Below are 18,605 nucleotides of genomic sequence, written 5' to 3'. Positions count from 1 at the left end.
CAGCACGCTTGCAATTGGGCACAGATCGCACATGGACACCATCGCGACAGCATGCACCCGCTTTCACGAATCGCGAATCACGAATCACGAATCACCGTTTCACCGGTTGAGGAAAAACGAGAACAGCATGTCGGCGATGACCAGCGCGCTGATCGACAGCACCACCGAGCGCGTGGTCGCACGGCCCACGCCTTCCGCGCCGCCGGTGACCGAGAAGCCGGTGCTGGTGCCGATCAGCGTGATGAGCAGCGCGAACACCACGCTCTTGGACAGGCCTTCCCAGATGTCGCGCGGTTCGAGCAGATGCAGGGTCTGGTTGAGATAGGCGCCGAGCGTCATGTCGAGCGGACCCATCGAATACAGCCCGGCGCCGACCAGCGCGACCACATCGGCGATGATGGTGAGCACCGGCAACATGATCAGCATGGCGATCAGTGCTGGCGCCACGAGATAGCGCACCGGCTCGATGCCGATCACCGCGAGCGCGTCCACCTCCTGCGACACCACCATCGACCCCAGCCGCGCCGCGAACGCCGAACCCGAACGCCCCGCGACGACGATGCCCGTGATCAGGGCGCCGAACTCGCGCGTGATCGATTTCGCCGACGCGATGATCACCTGGCTTTCGGCACCGAACTCCGACAACGCCGCGATGAACTGGATGCCGAGCATCACGCCGATGGTCAGCGACAGCAGCGAAACGATGGGGATGGCATCGACGCCGACCTGTCGCATCTGCTCGAACACCATGCGGATGCGCACCGGCTGCCCGCTGCGCCAGCCCCAGAACGTGAAGCGCAGCGAATCGAGCAGCAGCATCGCGGCGTAGCCGATCTCGGCAACCGCGTTGACGGTCCTGCGGCCGATGCGTTCGAGCGGGCGGAGGATGGCATCCATCGGACTCAGGCTCGCCCCGCCTCGCCGTTGCCCGCTGCATTCACGGAGTTTTCTCCGCGTCCTCGATCGACGCGTGGATCGCGAACACCTTGTCCAGCCGCGCCAGCCGCAGCACCGCGAGCACCGCGTCGCTGGCCTCGATCAGCACGAAGCGCTGGCCCTTGCCACGCGCGCTCTGGAAGCCTTCCACCAGCGCCGCGATGCCCGACGAATCGATGTAGCTCACCTTGGCAAGGTCCACCGCCACCTGCTGGCTGGTGCCGAGCGCGTCGAGCACCGCGCGCCGCACCTGCTGCGACCACGAGAGATCCACTTCGCCGCCGAGCCGCACCACGGCCCAGCTGCCCTGCATGTCAGTGCTGCACTGTTTCATCGGGAATCCCGCGGGTGATGAGGCGTTTGACCATGCGCAAACGGTTGCCGCCGCCCGGCACGGGGTCGAGCGACCAGCGATCCATCAGCGTGTCGATGAAATGGATGCCGAGGCCGCCCGGACGGCATTCGTCGAGCGAACGCGGCTTCAATGTACCCGGATCCACGCACGGCGCGTAGTCGCGCAGTTCGAACCGCAGTTCGTCGGCTTCGCGCGCCAGGCGCAGTTCGATGCGCTGGTCGCAGGCGCCGCCGTACGCGTGGCGGATGATGTTGGCGCAGGCCTCGTCCACGGCCAGGACCAGCGATTGCCGCAGCACCGCCTCGACCCCCGTGCGTGCGAGCGCGGCCGCCAGGCTGTGCCGCATCGCTCCCAGCTCCTGCGGCTGCGCCGGGAACGCGATGCTCAGCAGCACGGTCTCGCGCGAGGCCAGCGGCGTGTCGCCTTCGATCAGCATCAGCGTGGTGTCGTCGGTGACGGTGAGCCGGCGCAGGCGCCGCACCAGCGCGCGCAGGCGCGGCTCGGGCGCCATCGCGCCGAGGGTGCGGATCGCATCGCACACGCCGTCGACGCCGAGCGTGCTGCCGTCCGGGTGGCGCACGTCGGTGACGCCGTCGGAAAACAGGTACAGCGAGGCGCGGTCGAGCACCGTGCTCTGCTCGGGAAACTCCATGCGCCGCAGGATGCCCAGCGGCGGGCCCTCTGCCTCGAACTGTTCGATGCCGCCGTCGGCGTCCACGCGCAGCAGCGGCGGAAAGCCCGCGTTGGCCCAGACCACGCGCTTGCTGGCCGGATCGAACTGGCCGGCCACCGCGCACACGAACATGCCCGGCGCGATGGCTTCGCCCAGCTCGTCGTTGGCGCGCGCCAGCCAGTCGGACGGGCGCAGGCCCTCCTTGCCGGCCCAGCGCAGCAGGCTCGCGCAGCGCACCATCAGGAACGCGGCGTCCAGGCCCTTGCCGGCCACGTCGCCCAGGGTGAAGGCGATGCGCCCGTCGGGCAGCTCGAAGAAATCGAAGAAATCGCCGGAGATCTCGCGCGCCGGCAGGTTCAGCGCGCGGATCGGGAAATCGCCGCGCCGCCGCCGCGGCAGCAGCGAGCGCTGCAACCGGCGCGCCATGCCGAGTTCGCGCTTGATGCGGTTCTGCTCCACCAGCTCGCCGGCCATGCGCGCGATGTTGAGCGCCAGCGCCGTGGGCGCGGCCAGCAGGCGCAGCGCGTCGCGGTCGACATCGTCGAACAGGCCGCCGTCGCGTTTGTTGATGACTTCGATCGCGCCGATCACGCCCTGCGCGGTGGCCAGCGGCGCACACAGCACGCTGCGCGTGACGAAGCCGGTGGCGGCATCGACCTTGCCGGCGAAGTCCGGATCCCGATGCGCGTCGCGCACCATCTGGCAGGCGTTCTGCGACACCGCGCGCCCGACGATGCCCTGATCGAGCGGAATGCGCAGGCCCTGGATGTCGACCGGCCCGACGCAGGCGCGGCACTCCAGCGCCCCGTGCACGCGGTCGACCAGGAACACCGCCGCCGCCTCGGCCTTGAGGTATTCGGTGATGTACGCCACCGACTCGCTCAGCGTGCGCTGCAGGTCCACCGACACCGCCAGCTGCTGGCTCACCTCCGCCAGCACCGGCAGGAAATCGGCCGGCAGATCGGTGCGCAGCGGCGGCGGGACCGGCAGCGGCTGCATCATTCGGCCGGGGTCGCGCCGCGCGGGCGCACGCGGCGCACCAGCCAGTGCAGCGGGCCGGACAGCAGGTACACACCCGCGATCGCCAGCAGCACTCGCGGGGTGTCCACCGCCAGCGCCACGAGCACCAGCAGCGCCACCAGCACCGCGACGAACGGCACCCGGCTCGCGAACGGCAAGGTCTTGAAGCTGTAGTAGCGCACCCGGCTCACCATCAGCAGGCCCGCCGCCACGGTCACCGCCAGCGCCACGTAGCGCACGTCCGCGCCACCGTAGCCGAAATCGTGCAGGGTCCAGATCAGCGACATCATCGTCGCGGCTGCGGCCGGGCTCGCCAGGCCAATGAACCAGCGCTTGTCGACCACGCCCACCTGGGTATTGAAGCGCGCCAGGCGCAACGCGGCGCACGCGGCGTACAGGAACGCCGCCGCCCAGCCCGCCTTGCCCCAGACAGGCCCCAGGAACTGCAGCGTGGACAGCGACCAGTGGTACATCACCAGCGCCGGCGCCATGCCGAAGCTCACCAGATCGGCGAGCGAATCGTATTGCGTGCCGAACTCGGTCTGGGTGTTGGTCAGGCGCGCGATGCGGCCGTCGAGCCCATCGAGGATGGCCGCCACGAACACGGCGATGCAGGCATCGACGAAGCGGTCCTGGCTGGCGGCGATGATCGCGTAGAAGCCGGCGAACAGACCGCCGGAGGTCAGCAGATTGGGAAGCAGGTAGATGCCGCGCGCCGGACGCGCGCGGACGGGCTGGTGATCGTCCATGGTTCCCCTCGTGCGACGAAGCGCGAGTTTACCCCACCCGCTTGCCTCCGCCCGCGCGGGGTGTTACCTAGGCGGCAGGAATCGTCCCGCGATGGAGAGTGGCCATGCGTTCTGCCCCGTGTCTGGTTTTGATCGCCCTGGCTGCCGGCCTGGCCCTCGCCCCGCGCGGCGAGGCCGCCGAGGTCTACAAGTGGACCGATTCGAAGGGCGTGGTGCACTACGCCGATGCGCCGCCGGACGGCCAGAAGTACGAGCGCATGAAGGTCGGCTCCGGCACCACCACCGCGTCCTCGCCCGATCCGGTGCCGGTGCAGGCGCCGCCGCCCGAGCCGGGCAGCACCGAGGAAGCCATCGCGCGCTACAAGGCCACGCGCGCGCAGAACTGCAAGATCGCGCGCGACAACATCGCGCAGATCCAGAGCTCGCCGGACGTGCAGAAGGATTTCGACGGCGACGGCGTGCCCGAACCGATGACGGCCGAACAGCGCGAGGCCGAAATCAAGGCCAACGAGGATCTGGTCATCCGTTCCTGCGACTGAGGTCAGCGTACGGCCGGCGCGGCGGCGATGAAGCAGTTCCTGCTCGGCATCCTGTGCGCGCTGGCCCTCGCCGGCGGCGCGGCGGCTTACGTGTGGTACCGCGCGCCGGAGTGGCTGCCGCACGACTGGCGCCGCGACAACCCGCGTTCGCGCGACTACGCGCCCGCCGTCTACCGCTGGCGCGACGCCGACGGAGTGCTGCAGCTCACCGACACGCCGCCGACGGATCGCCCGTACGACACCGTGCGCGTCGATCCGGACACCAACATCGTGCCCGACACCCTGCCGCGCCGCTGACGGCCGCGGACGGGGGTCGCCCGTCGCTGTCCCCGCCCCGCGGCCGCCCGCTACAATCGCCGGCTCCGTCATCTCCAGCGAATCGCCGATGCGCCTGTCGCAGTTCCACCTCAGCACCGCCAAGGAAACCCCCGCCGACGCCGAAATCGTCAGCCACCAGCTGATGCTGCGCGCCGGCATGCTGCGCAAGCTCGCCGCCGGCCTCTACACCTGGAGCCCGCTCGGCCTGCGCGTGCTGCGCCGGGTGGAAGCGGTGGTGCGCGAGGAAATGGACCGCGCCGGTGCCATCGAACTGCTCATGCCCACGATCCAGCCGCGCGAGCTGTGGGACGAAACCGGCCGCTGGCAGAAATTCGGACCGCAGCTGCTGAAGATCAAGGATCGCAAGCAGGCCGAATACTGCTACGCGCCGACGGCCGAGGAAGTGGTCACCGATTTCGCGCGCTCGGAGCTGAGCTCGTACAAGCAGCTGCCGGTGAATTTCTACCAGATCCAGACCAAATTTCGCGACGAGATCCGCCCGCGTTTCGGCGTGATGCGGTCGCGCGAGTTCCTGATGAAGGATGCGTACTCGTTCCACCTCACGCCCGACTGCCTGGAGCGCGAATACCGCAACATGCACGCGGCGTATTCGCGCATCTTCGAGCGCCTGGGACTGAAATTCCGCGCGGTGCAGGCCGATTCGGGCGCGATCGGCGGCGACGCCAGCCAGGAATTCCACGTGCTGGCGGACTCGGGCGAGGACGCGATCGTGTTTTCCGACGGCTCGCAGTACGCCGCCAACCTCGAAGCCGCCGAAGCCGTGGCGCCCTCCGCACCGCGCGCCGCCGCGGGCGAAGAAAAACGCGATGTCGCGACGCCCGTGCAGAAAACCTGCGAGGAGGTGGCCGCGCTGCTCGGAATCCCGCTGCAGCGCACGGTGAAATCGGTCGCCGTCGTCGGCGAACAGGGCTTCGTGCTCGCGCTGCTGCGCGGCGATCACATGGTCAACGAAATCAAGCTCGCGAAAGTGGCCGGCCTCGGCGATTACCGCCTCGCCACCGAAGCGGAAATCGCCGACCACCTCGGCAGCGAACCGGGCTTCCTCGGACCGGTCGCGCCACAGAAACCGATCACCGTCGTGGCCGACCGCACGGTCGCGGCGATGGCCGATTTTGTGGTCGGCGCCAACCGCGTCGGCTTCCACACCGCCGGCGTCAACTGGGGCCGCGATCTGCCCGAACCCGACGTCGTCGCCGACATCCGCAACGTCGTCGCAGGCGATGCTTCGCCGTGCGGCCGCGGCCGCCTCGCGTTCGCGCGCGGCATCGAAGTGGGCCACGTGTTCCAGCTCGGACAGAAGTACGCCGACGCGATGAAGGCCACCGTGCTGGACGAAACCGGCAAGGCGCAGACGATGTTCATGGGCTGCTACGGCATCGGAGTCACGCGCATCGTCGCGGCCGCGATCGAACAGAATCACGATGCCGCCGGCATCGTCTGGCCCGAGCCGATGGCACCGTGGCGCGTGGCCATCTGCATGATCAACCCGAAACTGCAGAACGCCGAGGTCACCGCCGCGGCGCTCGCGCTGCAGGCCGACATGCAGGCCGCCGGCATCGACTGCGTGCTCGACGACCGCGGCCTGCGTCCCGGCCAGATGTTCGCCGACATGGAGCTGATCGGCATCCCGCACCGCGTGGTGGTGTCCGAACGCGGTCTTGCGGCCGGCACGTTCGAATACCGCGCGCGCCGCGCCGGCGACAACGAGAATCTCGACCGCGAGGCGCTGTTCGCGCGACTGCGCGGCTGAGCCCGGCAATCGGGCACCGCCCCGCAGCGCGGGGCCACGCCGCGCCGGTCAGCCGCGGCGTTTGCCGAACACCCGTCCGATCGCGAGCCGCAGCCGCCCGGCCAGCGCCGCGGGCGACGCGCCCAAACTCATCAGCGACACGACCCGCGCCTCGTCCTCGATCAGCTGCCGCGCGAGGCGCTGTTCCCAGTCGCGCCGTACCTGGTCGCGCTGCACCTGGCTCTGCAGCTGGCGACGCACGTCGTCCGCGATCTGCTCCCGCGCAAAACTCGCGTCCTCGCGCATCAGATACCGACCGAGCGAATCGAACAGGTCGGGCGTCAGCTGCTCCGCGCCGAAATTGCGCGACGTGGTGCCGAAGGCTTCGATATTGACGAACTGCATGCGCGCCACGCCGCTGTCGCGCGAGGCGGCGATGTTCACGCTCAGCGGAATGCGGCCGCGCGCCTGGAATTTCGCCGCGGTGACGTCGCCGTTGGCGTTCTTTCCGGTCTCCTGCATGCCGGACAGGCGATGCTGCTGCAGCACGCCGTTGATCATGCGCACCTTGGCCGCGCTGTCGGCCTGCGTCTGAGCGCTTTCCTCCGGCGCCACCTGCGCCACGCACTCGAACACGATCTCGTGCTGGTGCTTGCCCGGTGCGGCGTCCCGCACCTCGAACGGGCCATCGGCATACGCCACGACCTCGCCGTAGCCCGGCAGCAGATAGGTCACGCGGATCCTGCGCTTGAGGAACGCGAGGTTCTGCGCGAGTTTTTTCAGATAGTCGCCCAGCTGCTCCATCGCCGGGCGCAGCTGTTCGGTCCACAGCCGCTCGCGCGCCTCGCGCTGCGCGTCGGCCTCCTGCGCGTCGCCGCGCAGCCGCGCGGCTTCCTGTTCGAGTTCGTCGAGCAATCCCATCGCGCCGCCACACCCCCGTGCCCACCGCCGAAACCTACCGCCAGTCGCCGCGCGAGACAAGCGTCGCGATGCCGCCGGCAGCGCATGCGGACACACCGCGACCGCGCGCACATATTGAAAACCGTGACCGCATTCGCAATAATCGAAGCGTCCGGGCATTAACTCGGACAAAAAACAGAGGATTTTATGGCCATCGATCTCACCTCACTCAGCCCCAAAGAACTAGAAAAACTGATCAGCAATGCCAGCCGCGAAAAGAAGCGCAAACTCAAGCGCGCCCCGCTGGCTGCCGTGCGCAAGAAGCTGACCCGGCAGGCAACTGCGGAAGGTTATTCGCTGTACGAACTGTTCGGCGTGGGTTCGCCGGCAGCCGGTACGGCCAAGCGCGCGCCGCGCAAGGCGGCAAAATCCACCGGCAAGACGTCGGCCCGCAAGGGCACGAGTGGCCGCAAGGTGGCGCCGAAATACCGCAACCCGGACAACGCGGAGCAGACCTGGACCGGTCGCGGCAAGCAGCCGCTGTGGTTCGCGGCGTTGATCAACGCCGGCAAGACGCGCGAGGATCTGCAGATCTGATCCGGCCGGCGGCGCAATGAACGTTCGAATCGAAGCGGCGCGATTGCGCCGCTTCGCCATTGTGGCGACGAAAATCCCGTCCGCCGCCGATCGCCTCAGAGATTGCGCCGCGCCGGATACAGCAGATTGCCGAACAGCACGCCGGCCACCAGCGACACCAGCAGCGCGATCAGCAGGAATCCGGTATCGAGTCCGAGCGCCACGTCGCGTTCGAGCACCAGGCTCATGCCGCGGAATCCCACGCTGCCCGGCACCAGCAGGATGATGCCCGGCACGCGCACCAGCGCACCGGGCCGGTTCATCACGCGCGCGTACACATTGCTCAGCGCGGTGATCGCCATGCTGGCCAGGAACACGCCCGCGCCGCTGCCGAAATAGTGGCCGCCGATTCGCGTGATGGCGTATCCGGCCACCACCGCGAGCATCACCGTCGGATAGTCGCGCCGATCGGCCTTGAACAACACCGCGAATGCATACCCGGCCAGCGCCAGCGCCGTCCATTCGACCCATGCCGGCGCAAGACCGGTGTCCGGCCGCTCCTGCGGCACCCATCCGAGCAACGCCGCAAGCTGCGCCGCGGCGACGCTGCCGAACGTCAGTTTGAGCAGCACCGCGAACGCGCCGGCGAACCGCGCCGTGCCCGACACCAGATGCTGGCTCGTGAGTTCCTGCACTGCGTTGGTCAGCATCAGGCCTGGCATTAGAACGATCACCGATGCGACCACCACCACCTTGGTCGCGAGCGGCACGACGAAGGTCGCCACCGCGGCCGCGAGCAACGTCGCGATCAGGGCGGCGATCGCGTCGACCGATTCGGCCAAGCGCGGCCGTTTCGCACCCATGGTGTACATCGCGCCGATGAGCCAGCCGATGATGCCGGCCGTGGCGATGTCGGCCCAGCTCGCACGAAGCAGCCCCGCCACCGAGGCCGACGCCAGTCCGAAACAGACGATCGACAACGCCTGCGCGCGCCAGCCCGGCTCGCGGTCGAGCGCGAGCAGGGCGGCGGTGGCCGCCTCGATGCCCAGTTCGCCGGACAGGGTTTTTTCGGCGATGGCATCGGCCTGGCAGAGTTTGCGCAGATCCGTGTCGCCCGGTTCGAGCCGGATCACCTGCGTCGACTCGGCCATGCGATTGGGCGAGGCGAGATCGGAAAACGACAGGATCAGCCCGGTGGGATTGGACCACGGGCTGCAGCGCAGCCCCAGGCGCGTCGCGACTGCGGTGATGGCACCTTCCAGACGCTGCGCCGTGGTGCCGTAGTTGTGCAGTCGCGAGGCGAGCTGCAGCACGAATTCGACGCGGGCGGAGAAGGAGGATTCGGTCATGCGGGGCGATGATAGTGCGCGGGAGTTGCGGGTGTATGGATTGCAACGCGGGCGCGCTGAATCGGCCCGTACTTCGCCTGGATTGCAGTAGCACGTTGCGCGGGATGGCCCCGCCCGGACCCTCATCCGGCGCTGCGCGCCACCTTCTCCCACAGGGAGAAGGGCAAGCGGGCGCCGCGCAGTTGCCCAGTCATTTGCAATCGCAAGCCAGACAGCTGACCTCGATCGCGAAGGCCCGCCGCGTAGTCCCTCTCCCGCCGGGAGAGGGGTTGGGGAGAGGGTCCGGCGGAGTTCGCCCCGATTCAAACCGCCCGAGCCGGCATACACGTACTACGCGACAAGCGCAGCATCCCTCGGCCACACGCCCGCCCATCACCGCCCCGCAACACACCGAAACGTCAGATTGATCCGCGCCCCGTGCACCCGCGCGCTGCGCGGCAGCGCGTGGCGATAGCAGCGCTGCGTCCGCCCGGCCATCACCAGCAGGCTGCCGTGTGAAAGTTCCAGCGCCAGCGTGCGCTGCGGCACCTGTCGATGCTTCAGCACGAAGCGCCGCGTCGCACCGAGGCTGAGCGAGCCGATCACGGGGGCCGGACCGAGCTCGGGCTCGTCGTCGCTGTGCCAGCCCATGCTGTCGCGACCGTCGCGGTAGAGGTTGGCAAGCACGCTGTCGAAGCGCGTGCCGCAGGCCGCTTCGATGTGCGGCCGCAACGCGGCCAGTGCCGCGGGCCACGGACGCGGCTCGAAGCGCGTCCCGGAATAGGTGTAGGCCGCATCCGGGTCGCCGATCCAGCAGCTCAGGCGCGGCGAATCCACCTCGCGTCCGAACAGCCGGATGCGATGCACCTCCCATGCGATCTGCGCGTGCAGGTCGGCGAACAGCGCGTCCGCGGCGTCGGGTGCGAGCCATGCGGGCGCGAACCGCAACGTGGCGTCCGGCAGCGCGATCGGCTCGAGCGCGGCGCCGCCGAAGAGCGTCACGCGGGCGCTCACGCCGGCAGCAGATCGCGCGGCGTCGCGGCCAGGCGATCGGCCCCGGCCTCGATCAGTTCCGCCTCGTCGCCGAAGCCCCACAACACGCCGACGCAGGCCATCGCGTGATGCCGGGCGCCGGCGATGTCCATGCGGCGGTCGCCGATCATCGTGCATTCGCGCGGATCGCGGCCGAGCCGCTGCAGCGCCTCGGCGATGAGTTCCGGCTTCTGGCTGCGCACGCCGTCGGCCGTGGCGCCGATCACATCGTCGAACAGGTGGCCGAAGGGCAGGTGCGACACGATGCGCCGCGCGTGCGGCTCGTTCTTCGCGGTCACCACGGCGAGGCGATGGCCGCGCGCATGCAGCGCGGCCACCACCTCGGCGATGTCCGGATACAGCGCATGCTCGGTCCAGCCGACGCTGTCGAAACGCTCGAGATACGCGTTCACCGCCTCCTCCACACGCGAGACATCGTTGAGCAGCGGCGCGAAGCTCGTGCGCAGCGCCGGGCCGATCCACGTGCGCAGCACCGCATCGTCCGGCACCGGATGGTCGACGCGCTCCAGCGCATAGGCCACGCAGCGCGTGATGCCGATGGCCGAATCGATCAGCGTGCCGTCCAGATCGAAGAACAGCGTCGGCGTCATGCGCCGCGCGCGGCCAGTGCCGCGACGGCCGGCAGTTGCTTGCCCTCGCAGAATTCGAGGAACGCGCCGCCGCCGGTGGAAATGTAGGAAATGCCGTCCTCGACCCCGTACTTGTCCACCGCCGCCAGCGTGTCGCCGCCGCCGGCGATCGAGAACGCGGCGGAGTCCGCGATGGCGCGCGCCAGCGTTTCGGTGCCGCGACCGAACGCGTCGAACTCGAACACACCGACCGGACCGTTCCAGATCACGCTGCCGGCGTGCGCGACGAGCTCCGCGTAGCGGGCGGCGGTGTCGGGGCCGATGTCGAGGATCATGTCGTCCGGACCCACGTCCTGCACACGCTTCACCGTGGCCGGTGCGTCGGCACTGAATTTCTCCGCCACCACCACGTCGGTCGGCACCGGGATATGCGCGCCGCGGGCGTCGGCGTCGGCCTGGATGCGGCGCGCGGTGTCGAGCAGATCCATTTCCACCAGCGACTTGCCGACCGGATGCCCGGCCGCCGCGATGAAGGTGTTGGCGATGCCGCCGCCGACGATGAGCTGGTCCACCTTCGCCACCAGGCTCGACAGCAGTTCGAGCTTGGTCGAGACCTTGGAGCCGCCGACGATGGCGAGCAACGGCCGCTTCGGCGCATCGAGCGCGCGAGCCAGCGCATCGAGCTCGGCCATCAGCAGCGGGCCGCCGCACGCGACCTTCGCATGGCGGATGGCGCCGTGCGTCGACGCCTGCGCGCGGTGCGCGGTGCCGAAGGCGTCCATCACGTAGATATCGCACAGCGCGGCGTATTTCTTCGCCAGGGTGTCGTCGTCGCTGCCTTCGCCCACGTTCATGCGGCAGTTTTCCAGCAGCACGATGCGGCCGGGTGCGATATCGACGCCGTCGGTCCAGTCGCGCACCAGCGGCACCTCGCAGCCGAGCAGTTCGGCGAGCCGCCGCGCCACCGGCGCGAGCGAATCGTCCTGCGTCCACACGCCCTCCTTCGGGCGCCCCAGATGCGAGGTCACCATCACCGCGGCGCCACGTTCGAGCGCCAGCCGCAATGTCGGCAGTGCGGCGGTGATGCGCTGCTCGGACGTCACCACGCCGTCCTTCACCGGCACGTTCAGATCCTCGCGGATCAGCACGCGACGGCCGGAAAGGTCGAGATCGGTCATGCGAAGGATGGGCATCGAGGCGGTCCGTCGGAGGGTGAATGCGTATTGTCGCGGAATCGTGCGCATGCGCACAGCGACGGGGTTGTGTACTTTCTCGCGCCCACGGTGCGATTCACCGACGGTTTACCCCGGGCGGGCACAGTGGCCGCCTCGTTGCCGCCGAGGACTGCCATGCGTCGTGTGTGTTCTGCCCTGGTCGCGTGCCTGACGCTTGCGTGCAGCGTCGCTGCCGCGCGCGAATACCGCTATGCCGACGCGCACCTGCACTACGTCGACTTCTTCCAGGACAGCGAAGGCAGCGCGAAGCTGTTCGAAGCGATGGACGCGGCCCGCATCGACTCGGTGGTGCTGATGGGCATCCCCGTGATGAAGAAATGGCACGAGGACGAACCGAAAAAGCCGCGCTACTACCAGGGCGACGACGCGCCGCTGTACTGGTACAGCGCCACCGACCCGATTCTCGCCGAGGCCGTGCGTGCGATGACCCCGGCGCAGCGCGAACGCGTGCATCCGTTCCTCAGCGGCTTCAATCCCAACGACAAGAACGCCACCGCCCACATCGAAACGATGCTCACGCTCTACCCTGACGTGTGGCAGGGCATCGGCGAGGTCTTCACCCGTCACGACGACCTCACCGCGATGATCCAGGGCGAAGCCCCGCGCGCCAACAACGAGGCGATGCAGCGCGTCTACCGGCTCGCGGCCAAACACGACCTGCCGGTGTTGCTGCACAGCAACCTTACCTCGGTGCGCGAACGCGAGCCGCTGTATCTGGAGGAACTCACCGAGGCGTTGTCCAAGCACCCGCAGACACGCTTCCTGTGGGCGCACGCCGGCACCAGCGCCGAACTGCACCGCGCGCAGGGCAAGCTCGCCTTCCTGCGCGAGACGCTCGACGACTTGCTGGGCACCTACCCGAACCTGTGGATCGACCTCAGCTGGTCGGTGCTCGATCCCTACATTCTCGACGCCGACGGGGCACCGCGCGCCGCATGGCTCGCGCTGATCGAAAAATACCCGGACCGCTTCGTGCTGGGCTCCGACCTCGTCGGCCATTTCGACAGCCTCGGCGAGAAGCTGCACGCCTTCGATCGGCTGCTGGATGCCTTGCCGGAGCCCGTCGCGCAGCAGGTTGCGCACGGCAACCTGCGCGCGCTGCTGCGGCGCCGCTGAGCGCACGCGGCCGGGCGTCGGGCAGGCACGCTCAGGGCCGTTCGAACGTCGCCGTCTCCGACGCGTAGTCGACGGTGACGCGCAGGCCGGCGAGGGCGTTGCCGCCGAGCGCACCGTCGAGCGGCTTGTCCATCCACTGCGCCATCCACGTGCGGAAATTGGCATCGGGACGCAGCGTGAACCACACCGGTCCGACGGTGTGGCCGGCAAACACCATTTGCGGCACTTCGAGCATCGCCAGCCCCGTACCCGTCTCGGCGGCCTCGACATAACGCCAGTCGGGATGCGCCTTGCGCCAGCGCTGCGCGATGCTGTCGATCAGGAAGCTCGTGGCCCGCTCCGCAGGCTGGCCGTCGGCGATGACGCCCAGCGCTGCGGGTTCGACGCGGGTGCTGGCGCCGGTGTCGAACAACAGGTCGAGCTCCTCCTCGCCGACGCGGACGGTGATGCGCGGGAAATGCGAAGCGTGCTGCCCGGCGTCGTTCTTCAGGAATCCGAGGTTGATGCGATGCGCCGCATCGACGCGCGGAAGCGCGCCGTCGGGCAGCAACCGCAGCGTGCCTGCAACGTAGTCGAACTCCCAGCAGCGGCCGCCGAACCACGGAGCGCCGAGCATGCCGTTGGCTAGATGCGCGGCGGCGGCCGGCAGCGCGCCGCGTTGCAGCGGCACGGTGTCGCCGTTCGCGCGCGAGACCGGGATCCACGCGTTGCGCGACCACACCGGCCAGCGCACCAACACCGGGGGAGCATCGGGGTCCGGCGCGGCGCCCTCGTCAAACTCGATTCCCAGTGCACGGGCGCCGGCCTCGCCGAGAAAGTAGCCTCCACCGGTGTCGGTGAACAACTTGAGCGGTCCCCGGCCGTCGGCCGTCACCGGTGCGACGAAGAAGCGGCCGCTTTCGAGCGTGGCGGGCAGCGTCACCGGCAAGGCGGGCGTCTGCGCGGACACCGGCGCACCGGTCACGAGGGCGAACAGGACGAAAAAACGCAGGATCATGGCGGCACCGGTCGGGTTTGCACGAGCCACGCAGGGTGCATGCCACGCACCCGCCGGGAATGTGCCGGAGTGCACCCGGACCGATGCCGTCGAAGCGCTGCGCCGATCGACGGCCGCAGAACCCCTTGCCTGCGTCGGCACGCTCATCCCGAGTCGACACGCCCGCCGGCGCGCCGGAACGGGCGATCGCAGGCAGCCCGTCGCACGACCGTTCGCGGTGGCGAATGCGCCGCGATCGCGGCGTTCGCCGCACGGCCCGCGACGCAGGTCACGGGCCCTGCGATGCCGCTTACTTCGCGGCCATCAGCGCCAGCGTGGTATCGAGCATGCGGTTGGAGAAGCCCCACTCGTTGTCGTACCAGGAGAGCACCTTGACCATCGTGCCCTGCATCACGCGGGTCTGCGTGCTGTCGTAGACCGAGCTGCGCGGGTCGTGGTTGAAGTCGACCGACACCAGCGGCTCGGTGTTGTAGCCGACGATCCCCTTGAGCGCGCCTTCGCTCGCGGCCTTCACCGCGGCGTCGACTTCGTCCTTGGTCGTCGCGCGCGACGCAACGAAGGTGAGGTCCACCACCGACACGTTGATCGTCGGCACACGCATCGAGAAGCCGTCGAGCTTGCCGTTGAGCGCCGGCAGCACCAGGCCCACGGCCGCGGCGGCGCCGGTCTTGGTCGGAATCTGGCTCATCGTGGCCGAGCGTGCGCGGCGCAGATCCGAGTGGTACACGTCCGTCAGCACCTGGTCGTTGGTGTAGGCGTGGATCGTGGTCAGCAGGCCGTGTTCGATGCCGATGGCCTCGTGCAGCACCTTGGCCAGCGGCGCGACGCAGTTGGTGGTGCAGCTGGCGTTGGAGATGACGGTGTGCGCGGCCTTGAGCGTGTCGTGGTTGACGCCGTAGACGACGGTGGCGTCGACGTCGTTGCCGCCGGGTGCGGAAATGATCACCTTCTTCGCGCCGCCGGCCAGGTGCGCGCTCGCCTTGGCCTTGCTCGTGAACAGGCCGGTGCATTCGAGAACCACGTCGATGCCGTGTTCGCCCCACGGCAGCTTGGCCGGATCGCGTTCGGCGAAGACCTTGATGCGGTCGCCGTTGACGACCAGATCGCCGCCGTCGACCGCCACCTCGCCCGGAAACTTCCCGTGCGCGGTGTCGTAGCGGGTCAGGTGTGCGTTGGTCTGCGCGTCGCCGAGATCGTTGATCGCGACGATCCGGATTTCGTGGGTGCGCTTGCTTTCGTACAGCGCACGCAGGATGTTGCGGCCGATGCGGCCGTAGCCGTTGATCGCGACCTTGATTGCCATGGCGGAAACTCTCCGGACGGGGATGGGAACACGGCGCGGAACGCCGGGCCGCGCATTCTACCAGTGCCGCCACGGCGCAGCCGCGCTGGCACGCGGATTGCTGCCGTTCCGCCGCCATCATCGCGGACGCACCCATGTCGATCACCGGACGCTTCTCGCCTGCCCCGTCGTCTTGCGGGCCCTGCCTCGCGCACGCAGCCCGTCGCATGATCGGCGTCGGGACAAGCGAGGCACTCCGGCCGCCGCTGCCGCGCGATCTGCATGCGGGTGGGTGCATGGAGTCGGGCATCCGGCCAGGCGGCGAGCACGCTGCGGCCGCGCCAACCGATCGCAACGGATCCGTCGCCGCAACGCACGTGTGCGGGTGGTCGGCGTGACGCGCAAACGTTCGGCTCGCGGCACCACGTCGATGCTCACCGAGCTCGCGCTGGTGTCGCCATTCATCGTGGCGCAGCGCATGCAGCAGGCGGCGTTGCCCGGCACGCGGCCAACCGCAGCGCAGCGACGCGAACTCCAGCGCATGGTCGAGGAAAAGTCGCTCGCGTTCGGCGCCGGCGGGATCGCGGTCGGCCTGCGGCTTTTCGACAGCTGGCAGCGCGCCTGGTGGCAGGCATGGACGCAACCGTTGTCGCCGGCGGCATGGCCGTCGATGCTGGCACTGCTCGACGACGGCCTGCGTCCCGCACATCGTACGGCGATGGCCAATGCGCGCCGCCTCGCTCGCACGCGCAGCCGCCCGACGAAGAAGTAGGCCCTCACGCACATCCGCCCCGCGCGGCCCGGGCGCAGGGCAAGCCGCGCGATCTGCGGTGAGTCTGCCCTCCCCGGCACGCGTCGCTGCCGCAACCGAACCGATACCAGCCCACGGACATGCCCGGGACACTGCCCCGCGCCGGGCGGACGTTCGGCAGCATGGTGGCGCCTCCACGGACAATGCGCGCGCCGCACGCGTCCGAAACGAAGAAGCCCCCGATCGCTCGGGGGCTTCGACGATGTGGCTGGGGGACTAGGATTCGAACCTAGATAGGCAGAGTCAGAGTCTGCAGTCCTACCATTAGACGATCCCCCAAGAACCGGCGGGAAACGAAACCGGCCAGCCGGCCGGTTTCGATCCGAAGCGCTGTGCGGCTTAGCGCTTGGAGAACTGGGTGGCGCGGCGAGCCTTGTGCAGGCCGACCTTCTTGCGCTCGACTTCGCGCGCGTCGCGGGTCATGAAGCCCGCCTTGCGCAGTTCGCTCTTGAGGCTTTCGTCGTATTCGACGAGGGCGCGGGCGAGGCCCAGGCGGATCGCGCCGGCCTGGCCCGTGGTGCCGCCGCCTTCCACCGTGACCTTCAGATCGAACTTGTCGCCGAGCTTGGTGAGCTCCAGCGGCTGGCGGACGATCATGCGCGCGGTTTCGCGGCCGAAGAAGTTGTCGAGGCTGCGGTCGTTGATCGTGATGTTGCCCGTGCCCGGACGCAGGAACACGCGTGCGGTGGACGACTTGCGACGGCCGGTGCCGTAATTCTGCTGGATTGCCATGTTCGGATCGATCCTGGGACTCAGATGTCCAGCACTTGCGGCTGCTGGGCGGTGTGCGGGTGGTCGGCGCCGGCGTAGACCTTGAGCTTGCGGTACATCTGGCGGCCGAGCGGGTTCTTCGGGAGCATGCCCTTGACGCCGATCTCGATCACGCGCTCCGGGTGGCGCTCCAGCGCCTGGCCCAGCGATTCGGTCTTGAGGTTGCCGATGTAGCCGGTGAAGCGGTGGTACTTCTTGTCCTGCAGCTTGTTGCCGGTGACGTGCAGCTTCTCGGCGTTGATCACGACGATGTAGTCGCCCGTGTCGACGTGCGGGGTGTAGACGGGCTTGTGCTTGCCGCGCAGGCGCGTGGCGATCTCCGAGCACATGCGGCCCAGGGTCTTGCCCGTGGCATCGACGATGTACCAGTCGCGCTTGACGGTTTCGGACTTGGCGCTGAAGGTCTTCATACGGCTTCCAAAGCTGTTGGAGCAAAACGTGGAACGAAAGAGGCGGAATGATAGCCGGCACCGGGCGGGCGCGCAAGCGCTGCCGGGGGCGGACGATCATCGTTCGGCGAAACCGCAGGGGCGGTGCGACGGGCGCCGGAAGGCGCTGCATCGCGGTTTCCGTGGCCTGGCGCGGGTCGGCGCGGGGCCGGAACCACCCGCCACCGGGTGCGGTGGGGCGCGCATTCTACACCGGGCTCGGACGCTTGTCTCGGGGTCCGCTGCCGGCGTGCCCCGGGCGCGCCGGCGTGGCTAGACTGTGACGCCGCCGCACTTCGCCGCCCGAGCCCTCCGGATGACACCTTCCGCACCGCGCGCCTACTCGCTGCTCGACCGCCTGCTGATCGGGCTCGACCATGCCCTGCTCACCAGCCTGTCCGACGCCGCGCACGCCGAACGCGCCAACCCCGCGCGCGGCACGCCCGATCTCGAACTCACCGACGCCGAACGCCGCCACGCGGCCGGGCTGATGCGGGTCAACCACACCGGCGAGGTCTGCGCGCAGGCGCTGTACGTCGGCCAGGCGGCGGTCGCGCGGGATGCGGCGACGCGCGCGCAGCTCGAATCCGCCGCGCAGGAGGAAACCGATCATCTGGCGTGGTGCGCGGACCGCCTGCGCGAACTCGACGCGCGCCCGAGCCTGTTCAACCCGCTGTGGTACGCGGGCAGCTACGCGCTCGGAACGCTCGCGGGACTGCGTGGCGACGGCTGGAACCTGGGCTTCGTGGTCGAAACCGAGCGCCAGGTGGAGGCGCACCTGGCCGAGCACCTGGAATCGCTGCCGGTGGCCGACGCACGCAGCCGCGCAATCCTCGCGGTGATGAAGGCCGACGAGGCGCGCCACGGCGACCACGCCCAAGCGGCCGGCGCGCGCAAGCTGCCGTTTCCGGTGCCGCAGGCGATGGCGGCGATGTCGAAGGTGATGAAGGTGGTGGCGTATCGGGTGTGAGGTGCATGTGCACATGGGCCTTTGCCGCGGAGGATCGCCGGGCAGGACGGAGCCTCGCACCCGCGGCATACGGCGCACGGCAAGCAGCAAGCAGGTCTCGAAGCCCTTCTCCCTGCGGGAGAAGGTGGCCGGCAGGCCGGATGAGCAACTGTCTTGCGCCGACCCGTTGGTGCTATGCCCTTGCAGTGGCCCGCATCTCATCGCGACATCGCGCATTGAGGACGGTGAG

20 protein-coding genes and 1 tRNA gene are annotated in these 18,605 nt (G+C 69.0%); 7 read left to right on the top strand and 14 right to left on the bottom strand.

Going from position 1 to position 18,605, the window contains the following annotated elements; translation table 11 throughout:
* Positions 1-99 precede the first annotated feature (99 nt).
* Genes HNQ52_RS11025 through pssA form a run of 4 tightly spaced genes read right to left on the bottom strand, consistent with a single transcriptional unit; the run spans position 100 to position 3,733 of the window.
* Positions 100-897, bottom strand: a complete 798-nt coding sequence (locus HNQ52_RS11025) for an MlaE family ABC transporter permease (RefSeq protein WP_183961216.1) — start codon at positions 895-897, stop codon at positions 100-102.
* 40 nt (positions 898-937) lie between these two features.
* Positions 938-1,270, bottom strand: a complete 333-nt coding sequence (locus HNQ52_RS11020) for an STAS domain-containing protein (protein WP_183961214.1) — start codon at positions 1,268-1,270, stop codon at positions 938-940.
* A complete protein-coding gene (locus tag HNQ52_RS11015; protein WP_183961213.1) occupies positions 1,251-2,963 on the bottom strand; it encodes an ATP-binding SpoIIE family protein phosphatase in 1,713 nt (570 codons plus the stop codon). Before HNQ52_RS11015 ends, HNQ52_RS11020 begins: the two co-directional genes overlap by 20 nt.
* Positions 2,963-3,733 (bottom strand): CDP-diacylglycerol--serine O-phosphatidyltransferase, encoded by a 771-nt coding sequence (gene pssA / locus HNQ52_RS11010; RefSeq protein ID WP_183961211.1) that lies wholly within the window; start codon positions 3,731-3,733, stop codon positions 2,963-2,965. Before pssA ends, HNQ52_RS11015 begins: the two co-directional genes overlap by 1 nt.
* 104 nt (positions 3,734-3,837) lie before the next feature.
* Between pssA and HNQ52_RS11005 the strand changes: the two genes are divergently transcribed.
* The 3 genes from HNQ52_RS11005 (at position 3,838) to HNQ52_RS10995 (ending at position 6,361) form a co-directional block, all read left to right on the top strand.
* Positions 3,838-4,272, top strand: coding sequence for a DUF4124 domain-containing protein (locus HNQ52_RS11005; RefSeq protein WP_183961210.1), 435 nt, complete (start codon positions 3,838-3,840; stop codon positions 4,270-4,272).
* A gap of 27 nt (positions 4,273-4,299) precedes the next feature.
* Entirely contained in the window at positions 4,300-4,569 is a 270-nt protein-coding gene (locus HNQ52_RS11000) for a DUF4124 domain-containing protein (RefSeq protein ID WP_183961209.1), read from the top strand.
* 88 nt (positions 4,570-4,657) lie between these two features.
* Positions 4,658-6,361 carry a proline--tRNA ligase gene (locus HNQ52_RS10995; RefSeq protein WP_183961208.1) on the top strand — a complete coding sequence of 568 codons (1,704 nt, stop codon included), beginning with the start codon at positions 4,658-4,660 and terminating at the stop codon, positions 6,359-6,361.
* A 48-nt stretch (positions 6,362-6,409) separates the two neighbouring features.
* On the opposite strand, the gene HNQ52_RS10990 is transcribed toward HNQ52_RS10995, so the two are convergent.
* Positions 6,410-7,261 carry a hypothetical protein gene (locus HNQ52_RS10990; RefSeq protein ID WP_183961207.1) on the bottom strand — a complete coding sequence of 284 codons (852 nt, stop codon included), beginning with the start codon at positions 7,259-7,261 and terminating at the stop codon, positions 6,410-6,412.
* Positions 7,262-7,447: 186 nt separating this feature from the next.
* On the opposite strand from HNQ52_RS10990, the gene HNQ52_RS10985 reads away from it, so the two are divergent.
* The gene (locus tag HNQ52_RS10985; RefSeq protein ID WP_183961206.1) at positions 7,448-7,837 is read left to right on the top strand and encodes an H-NS histone family protein; all 390 of its coding nucleotides are present in this window, start codon (positions 7,448-7,450) and stop codon (positions 7,835-7,837) included.
* Positions 7,838-7,932: 95 nt separating this feature from the next.
* Here HNQ52_RS10985 and HNQ52_RS10980 read toward each other — a convergent pair whose 3' ends face one another.
* From HNQ52_RS10980 to HNQ52_RS10965, 4 genes are all read right to left on the bottom strand, one after another.
* Positions 7,933-9,165 (bottom strand): threonine/serine exporter family protein, encoded by a 1,233-nt coding sequence (locus tag HNQ52_RS10980; protein WP_183961205.1) that lies wholly within the window; start codon positions 9,163-9,165, stop codon positions 7,933-7,935.
* A gap of 372 nt (positions 9,166-9,537) precedes the next feature.
* Positions 9,538-10,158, bottom strand: a complete 621-nt coding sequence (locus tag HNQ52_RS10975; protein ID WP_343059327.1) for an alpha-ketoglutarate-dependent dioxygenase AlkB family protein — start codon at positions 10,156-10,158, stop codon at positions 9,538-9,540.
* Positions 10,155-10,787, bottom strand: coding sequence for an HAD-IA family hydrolase (locus HNQ52_RS10970; RefSeq protein WP_183961204.1), 633 nt, complete (start codon positions 10,785-10,787; stop codon positions 10,155-10,157). Before HNQ52_RS10970 ends, HNQ52_RS10975 begins: the two co-directional genes overlap by 4 nt.
* Positions 10,784-11,959: a phosphoglycerate kinase gene (locus HNQ52_RS10965; protein WP_183961203.1), complete on the bottom strand. Its 1,176-nt coding sequence runs from the start codon at positions 11,957-11,959 to the stop codon at positions 10,784-10,786. Before HNQ52_RS10965 ends, HNQ52_RS10970 begins: the two co-directional genes overlap by 4 nt.
* Positions 11,960-12,115: 156 nt before the next feature.
* Between HNQ52_RS10965 and HNQ52_RS10960 the strand changes: the two genes are divergently transcribed.
* On the top strand, positions 12,116-13,117 hold the full coding sequence (locus HNQ52_RS10960; protein ID WP_183961202.1) for an amidohydrolase family protein: 1,002 nt from the start codon (positions 12,116-12,118) through the stop codon (positions 13,115-13,117).
* 31 nt (positions 13,118-13,148) lie between these two features.
* Here the strand turns inward: HNQ52_RS10960 and HNQ52_RS10955 are convergent, their stop codons facing one another.
* Both HNQ52_RS10955 and gap read right to left on the bottom strand, forming a co-directional pair.
* Positions 13,149-14,114, bottom strand: coding sequence for a hypothetical protein (locus HNQ52_RS10955; RefSeq protein ID WP_183961201.1), 966 nt, complete (start codon positions 14,112-14,114; stop codon positions 13,149-13,151).
* Between the two features lie 289 nt (positions 14,115-14,403).
* Positions 14,404-15,417 carry a type I glyceraldehyde-3-phosphate dehydrogenase gene (gene gap / locus HNQ52_RS10950; protein WP_183961200.1) on the bottom strand — a complete coding sequence of 338 codons (1,014 nt, stop codon included), beginning with the start codon at positions 15,415-15,417 and terminating at the stop codon, positions 14,404-14,406.
* Between the two features lie 409 nt (positions 15,418-15,826).
* Between gap and HNQ52_RS10945 the strand changes: the two genes are divergently transcribed.
* Entirely contained in the window at positions 15,827-16,168 is a 342-nt protein-coding gene (locus HNQ52_RS10945) for a hypothetical protein (RefSeq protein WP_221282045.1), read from the top strand.
* Positions 16,169-16,412: 244 nt separating this feature from the next.
* Here HNQ52_RS10945 and HNQ52_RS10940 read toward each other — a convergent pair.
* The 3 genes from HNQ52_RS10940 to rplM form a co-directional block, all read right to left on the bottom strand.
* Positions 16,413-16,486: transfer RNA gene (locus HNQ52_RS10940), tRNA-Gln, on the bottom strand.
* Between the two features lie 60 nt (positions 16,487-16,546).
* Positions 16,547-16,939: a 30S ribosomal protein S9 gene (gene rpsI, locus HNQ52_RS10935; RefSeq protein ID WP_183961198.1), complete on the bottom strand. Its 393-nt coding sequence runs from the start codon at positions 16,937-16,939 to the stop codon at positions 16,547-16,549.
* A gap of 20 nt (positions 16,940-16,959) precedes the next feature.
* On the bottom strand, positions 16,960-17,388 hold the full coding sequence (gene rplM, locus HNQ52_RS10930) for a 50S ribosomal protein L13 (RefSeq protein WP_183961197.1): 429 nt from the start codon (positions 17,386-17,388) through the stop codon (positions 16,960-16,962).
* Positions 17,389-17,722: 334 nt separating this feature from the next.
* Here rplM and coq7 point away from each other — a divergent pair, with 334 nt between their 5' ends.
* Entirely contained in the window at positions 17,723-18,376 is a 654-nt protein-coding gene (coq7, locus tag HNQ52_RS10925; protein WP_183961196.1) for a 2-polyprenyl-3-methyl-6-methoxy-1,4-benzoquinone monooxygenase, read from the top strand.
* Positions 18,377-18,605: the final 229 nt, after the last annotated feature.

This window comes from Chiayiivirga flava, assembly GCF_014202825.1.
Classification (GTDB): domain Bacteria; phylum Pseudomonadota; class Gammaproteobacteria; order Xanthomonadales; family Xanthomonadaceae; genus Chiayiivirga; species Chiayiivirga flava.
Note: the sequence above shows the minus strand (reverse complement) of the source record. Positions and strands in the feature narration are given on the sequence as shown.

Coding starts and splice junctions, on each gene's coding strand:
- pssA (WP_183961211.1), bottom strand. CDS start 3,733: ATGGACGATCACCAGCCCGTCCGCGCGCGTCCGGCGCGCGGCATCTAC.
- HNQ52_RS10990 (WP_183961207.1), bottom strand. CDS start 7,261: ATGGGATTGCTCGACGAACTCGAACAGGAAGCCGCGCGGCTGCGCGGC.
- rplM (WP_183961197.1), bottom strand. CDS start 17,388: ATGAAGACCTTCAGCGCCAAGTCCGAAACCGTCAAGCGCGACTGGTAC.
- rpsI (WP_183961198.1), bottom strand. CDS start 16,939: ATGGCAATCCAGCAGAATTACGGCACCGGCCGTCGCAAGTCGTCCACC.
- HNQ52_RS10980 (WP_183961205.1), bottom strand. CDS start 9,165: ATGACCGAATCCTCCTTCTCCGCCCGCGTCGAATTCGTGCTGCAGCTC.
- coq7 (WP_183961196.1), top strand. CDS start 17,723: ATGACACCTTCCGCACCGCGCGCCTACTCGCTGCTCGACCGCCTGCTG.
- HNQ52_RS10955 (WP_183961201.1), bottom strand. CDS start 14,114: ATGATCCTGCGTTTTTTCGTCCTGTTCGCCCTCGTGACCGGTGCGCCG.
- gap (WP_183961200.1), bottom strand. CDS start 15,417: ATGGCAATCAAGGTCGCGATCAACGGCTACGGCCGCATCGGCCGCAAC.
- HNQ52_RS11015 (WP_183961213.1), bottom strand. CDS start 2,963: ATGCAGCCGCTGCCGGTCCCGCCGCCGCTGCGCACCGATCTGCCGGCC.
- HNQ52_RS11005 (WP_183961210.1), top strand. CDS start 3,838: ATGCGTTCTGCCCCGTGTCTGGTTTTGATCGCCCTGGCTGCCGGCCTG.
- HNQ52_RS10970 (WP_183961204.1), bottom strand. CDS start 10,787: ATGACGCCGACGCTGTTCTTCGATCTGGACGGCACGCTGATCGATTCG.
- HNQ52_RS10985 (WP_183961206.1), top strand. CDS start 7,448: ATGGCCATCGATCTCACCTCACTCAGCCCCAAAGAACTAGAAAAACTG.
- HNQ52_RS10945 (WP_221282045.1), top strand. CDS start 15,827: ATGCTCACCGAGCTCGCGCTGGTGTCGCCATTCATCGTGGCGCAGCGC.
- HNQ52_RS11025 (WP_183961216.1), bottom strand. CDS start 897: ATGGATGCCATCCTCCGCCCGCTCGAACGCATCGGCCGCAGGACCGTC.
- HNQ52_RS10995 (WP_183961208.1), top strand. CDS start 4,658: ATGCGCCTGTCGCAGTTCCACCTCAGCACCGCCAAGGAAACCCCCGCC.
- HNQ52_RS10965 (WP_183961203.1), bottom strand. CDS start 11,959: ATGCCCATCCTTCGCATGACCGATCTCGACCTTTCCGGCCGTCGCGTG.
- HNQ52_RS11020 (WP_183961214.1), bottom strand. CDS start 1,270: ATGAAACAGTGCAGCACTGACATGCAGGGCAGCTGGGCCGTGGTGCGG.
- HNQ52_RS10960 (WP_183961202.1), top strand. CDS start 12,116: ATGCGTCGTGTGTGTTCTGCCCTGGTCGCGTGCCTGACGCTTGCGTGC.
- HNQ52_RS11000 (WP_183961209.1), top strand. CDS start 4,300: ATGAAGCAGTTCCTGCTCGGCATCCTGTGCGCGCTGGCCCTCGCCGGC.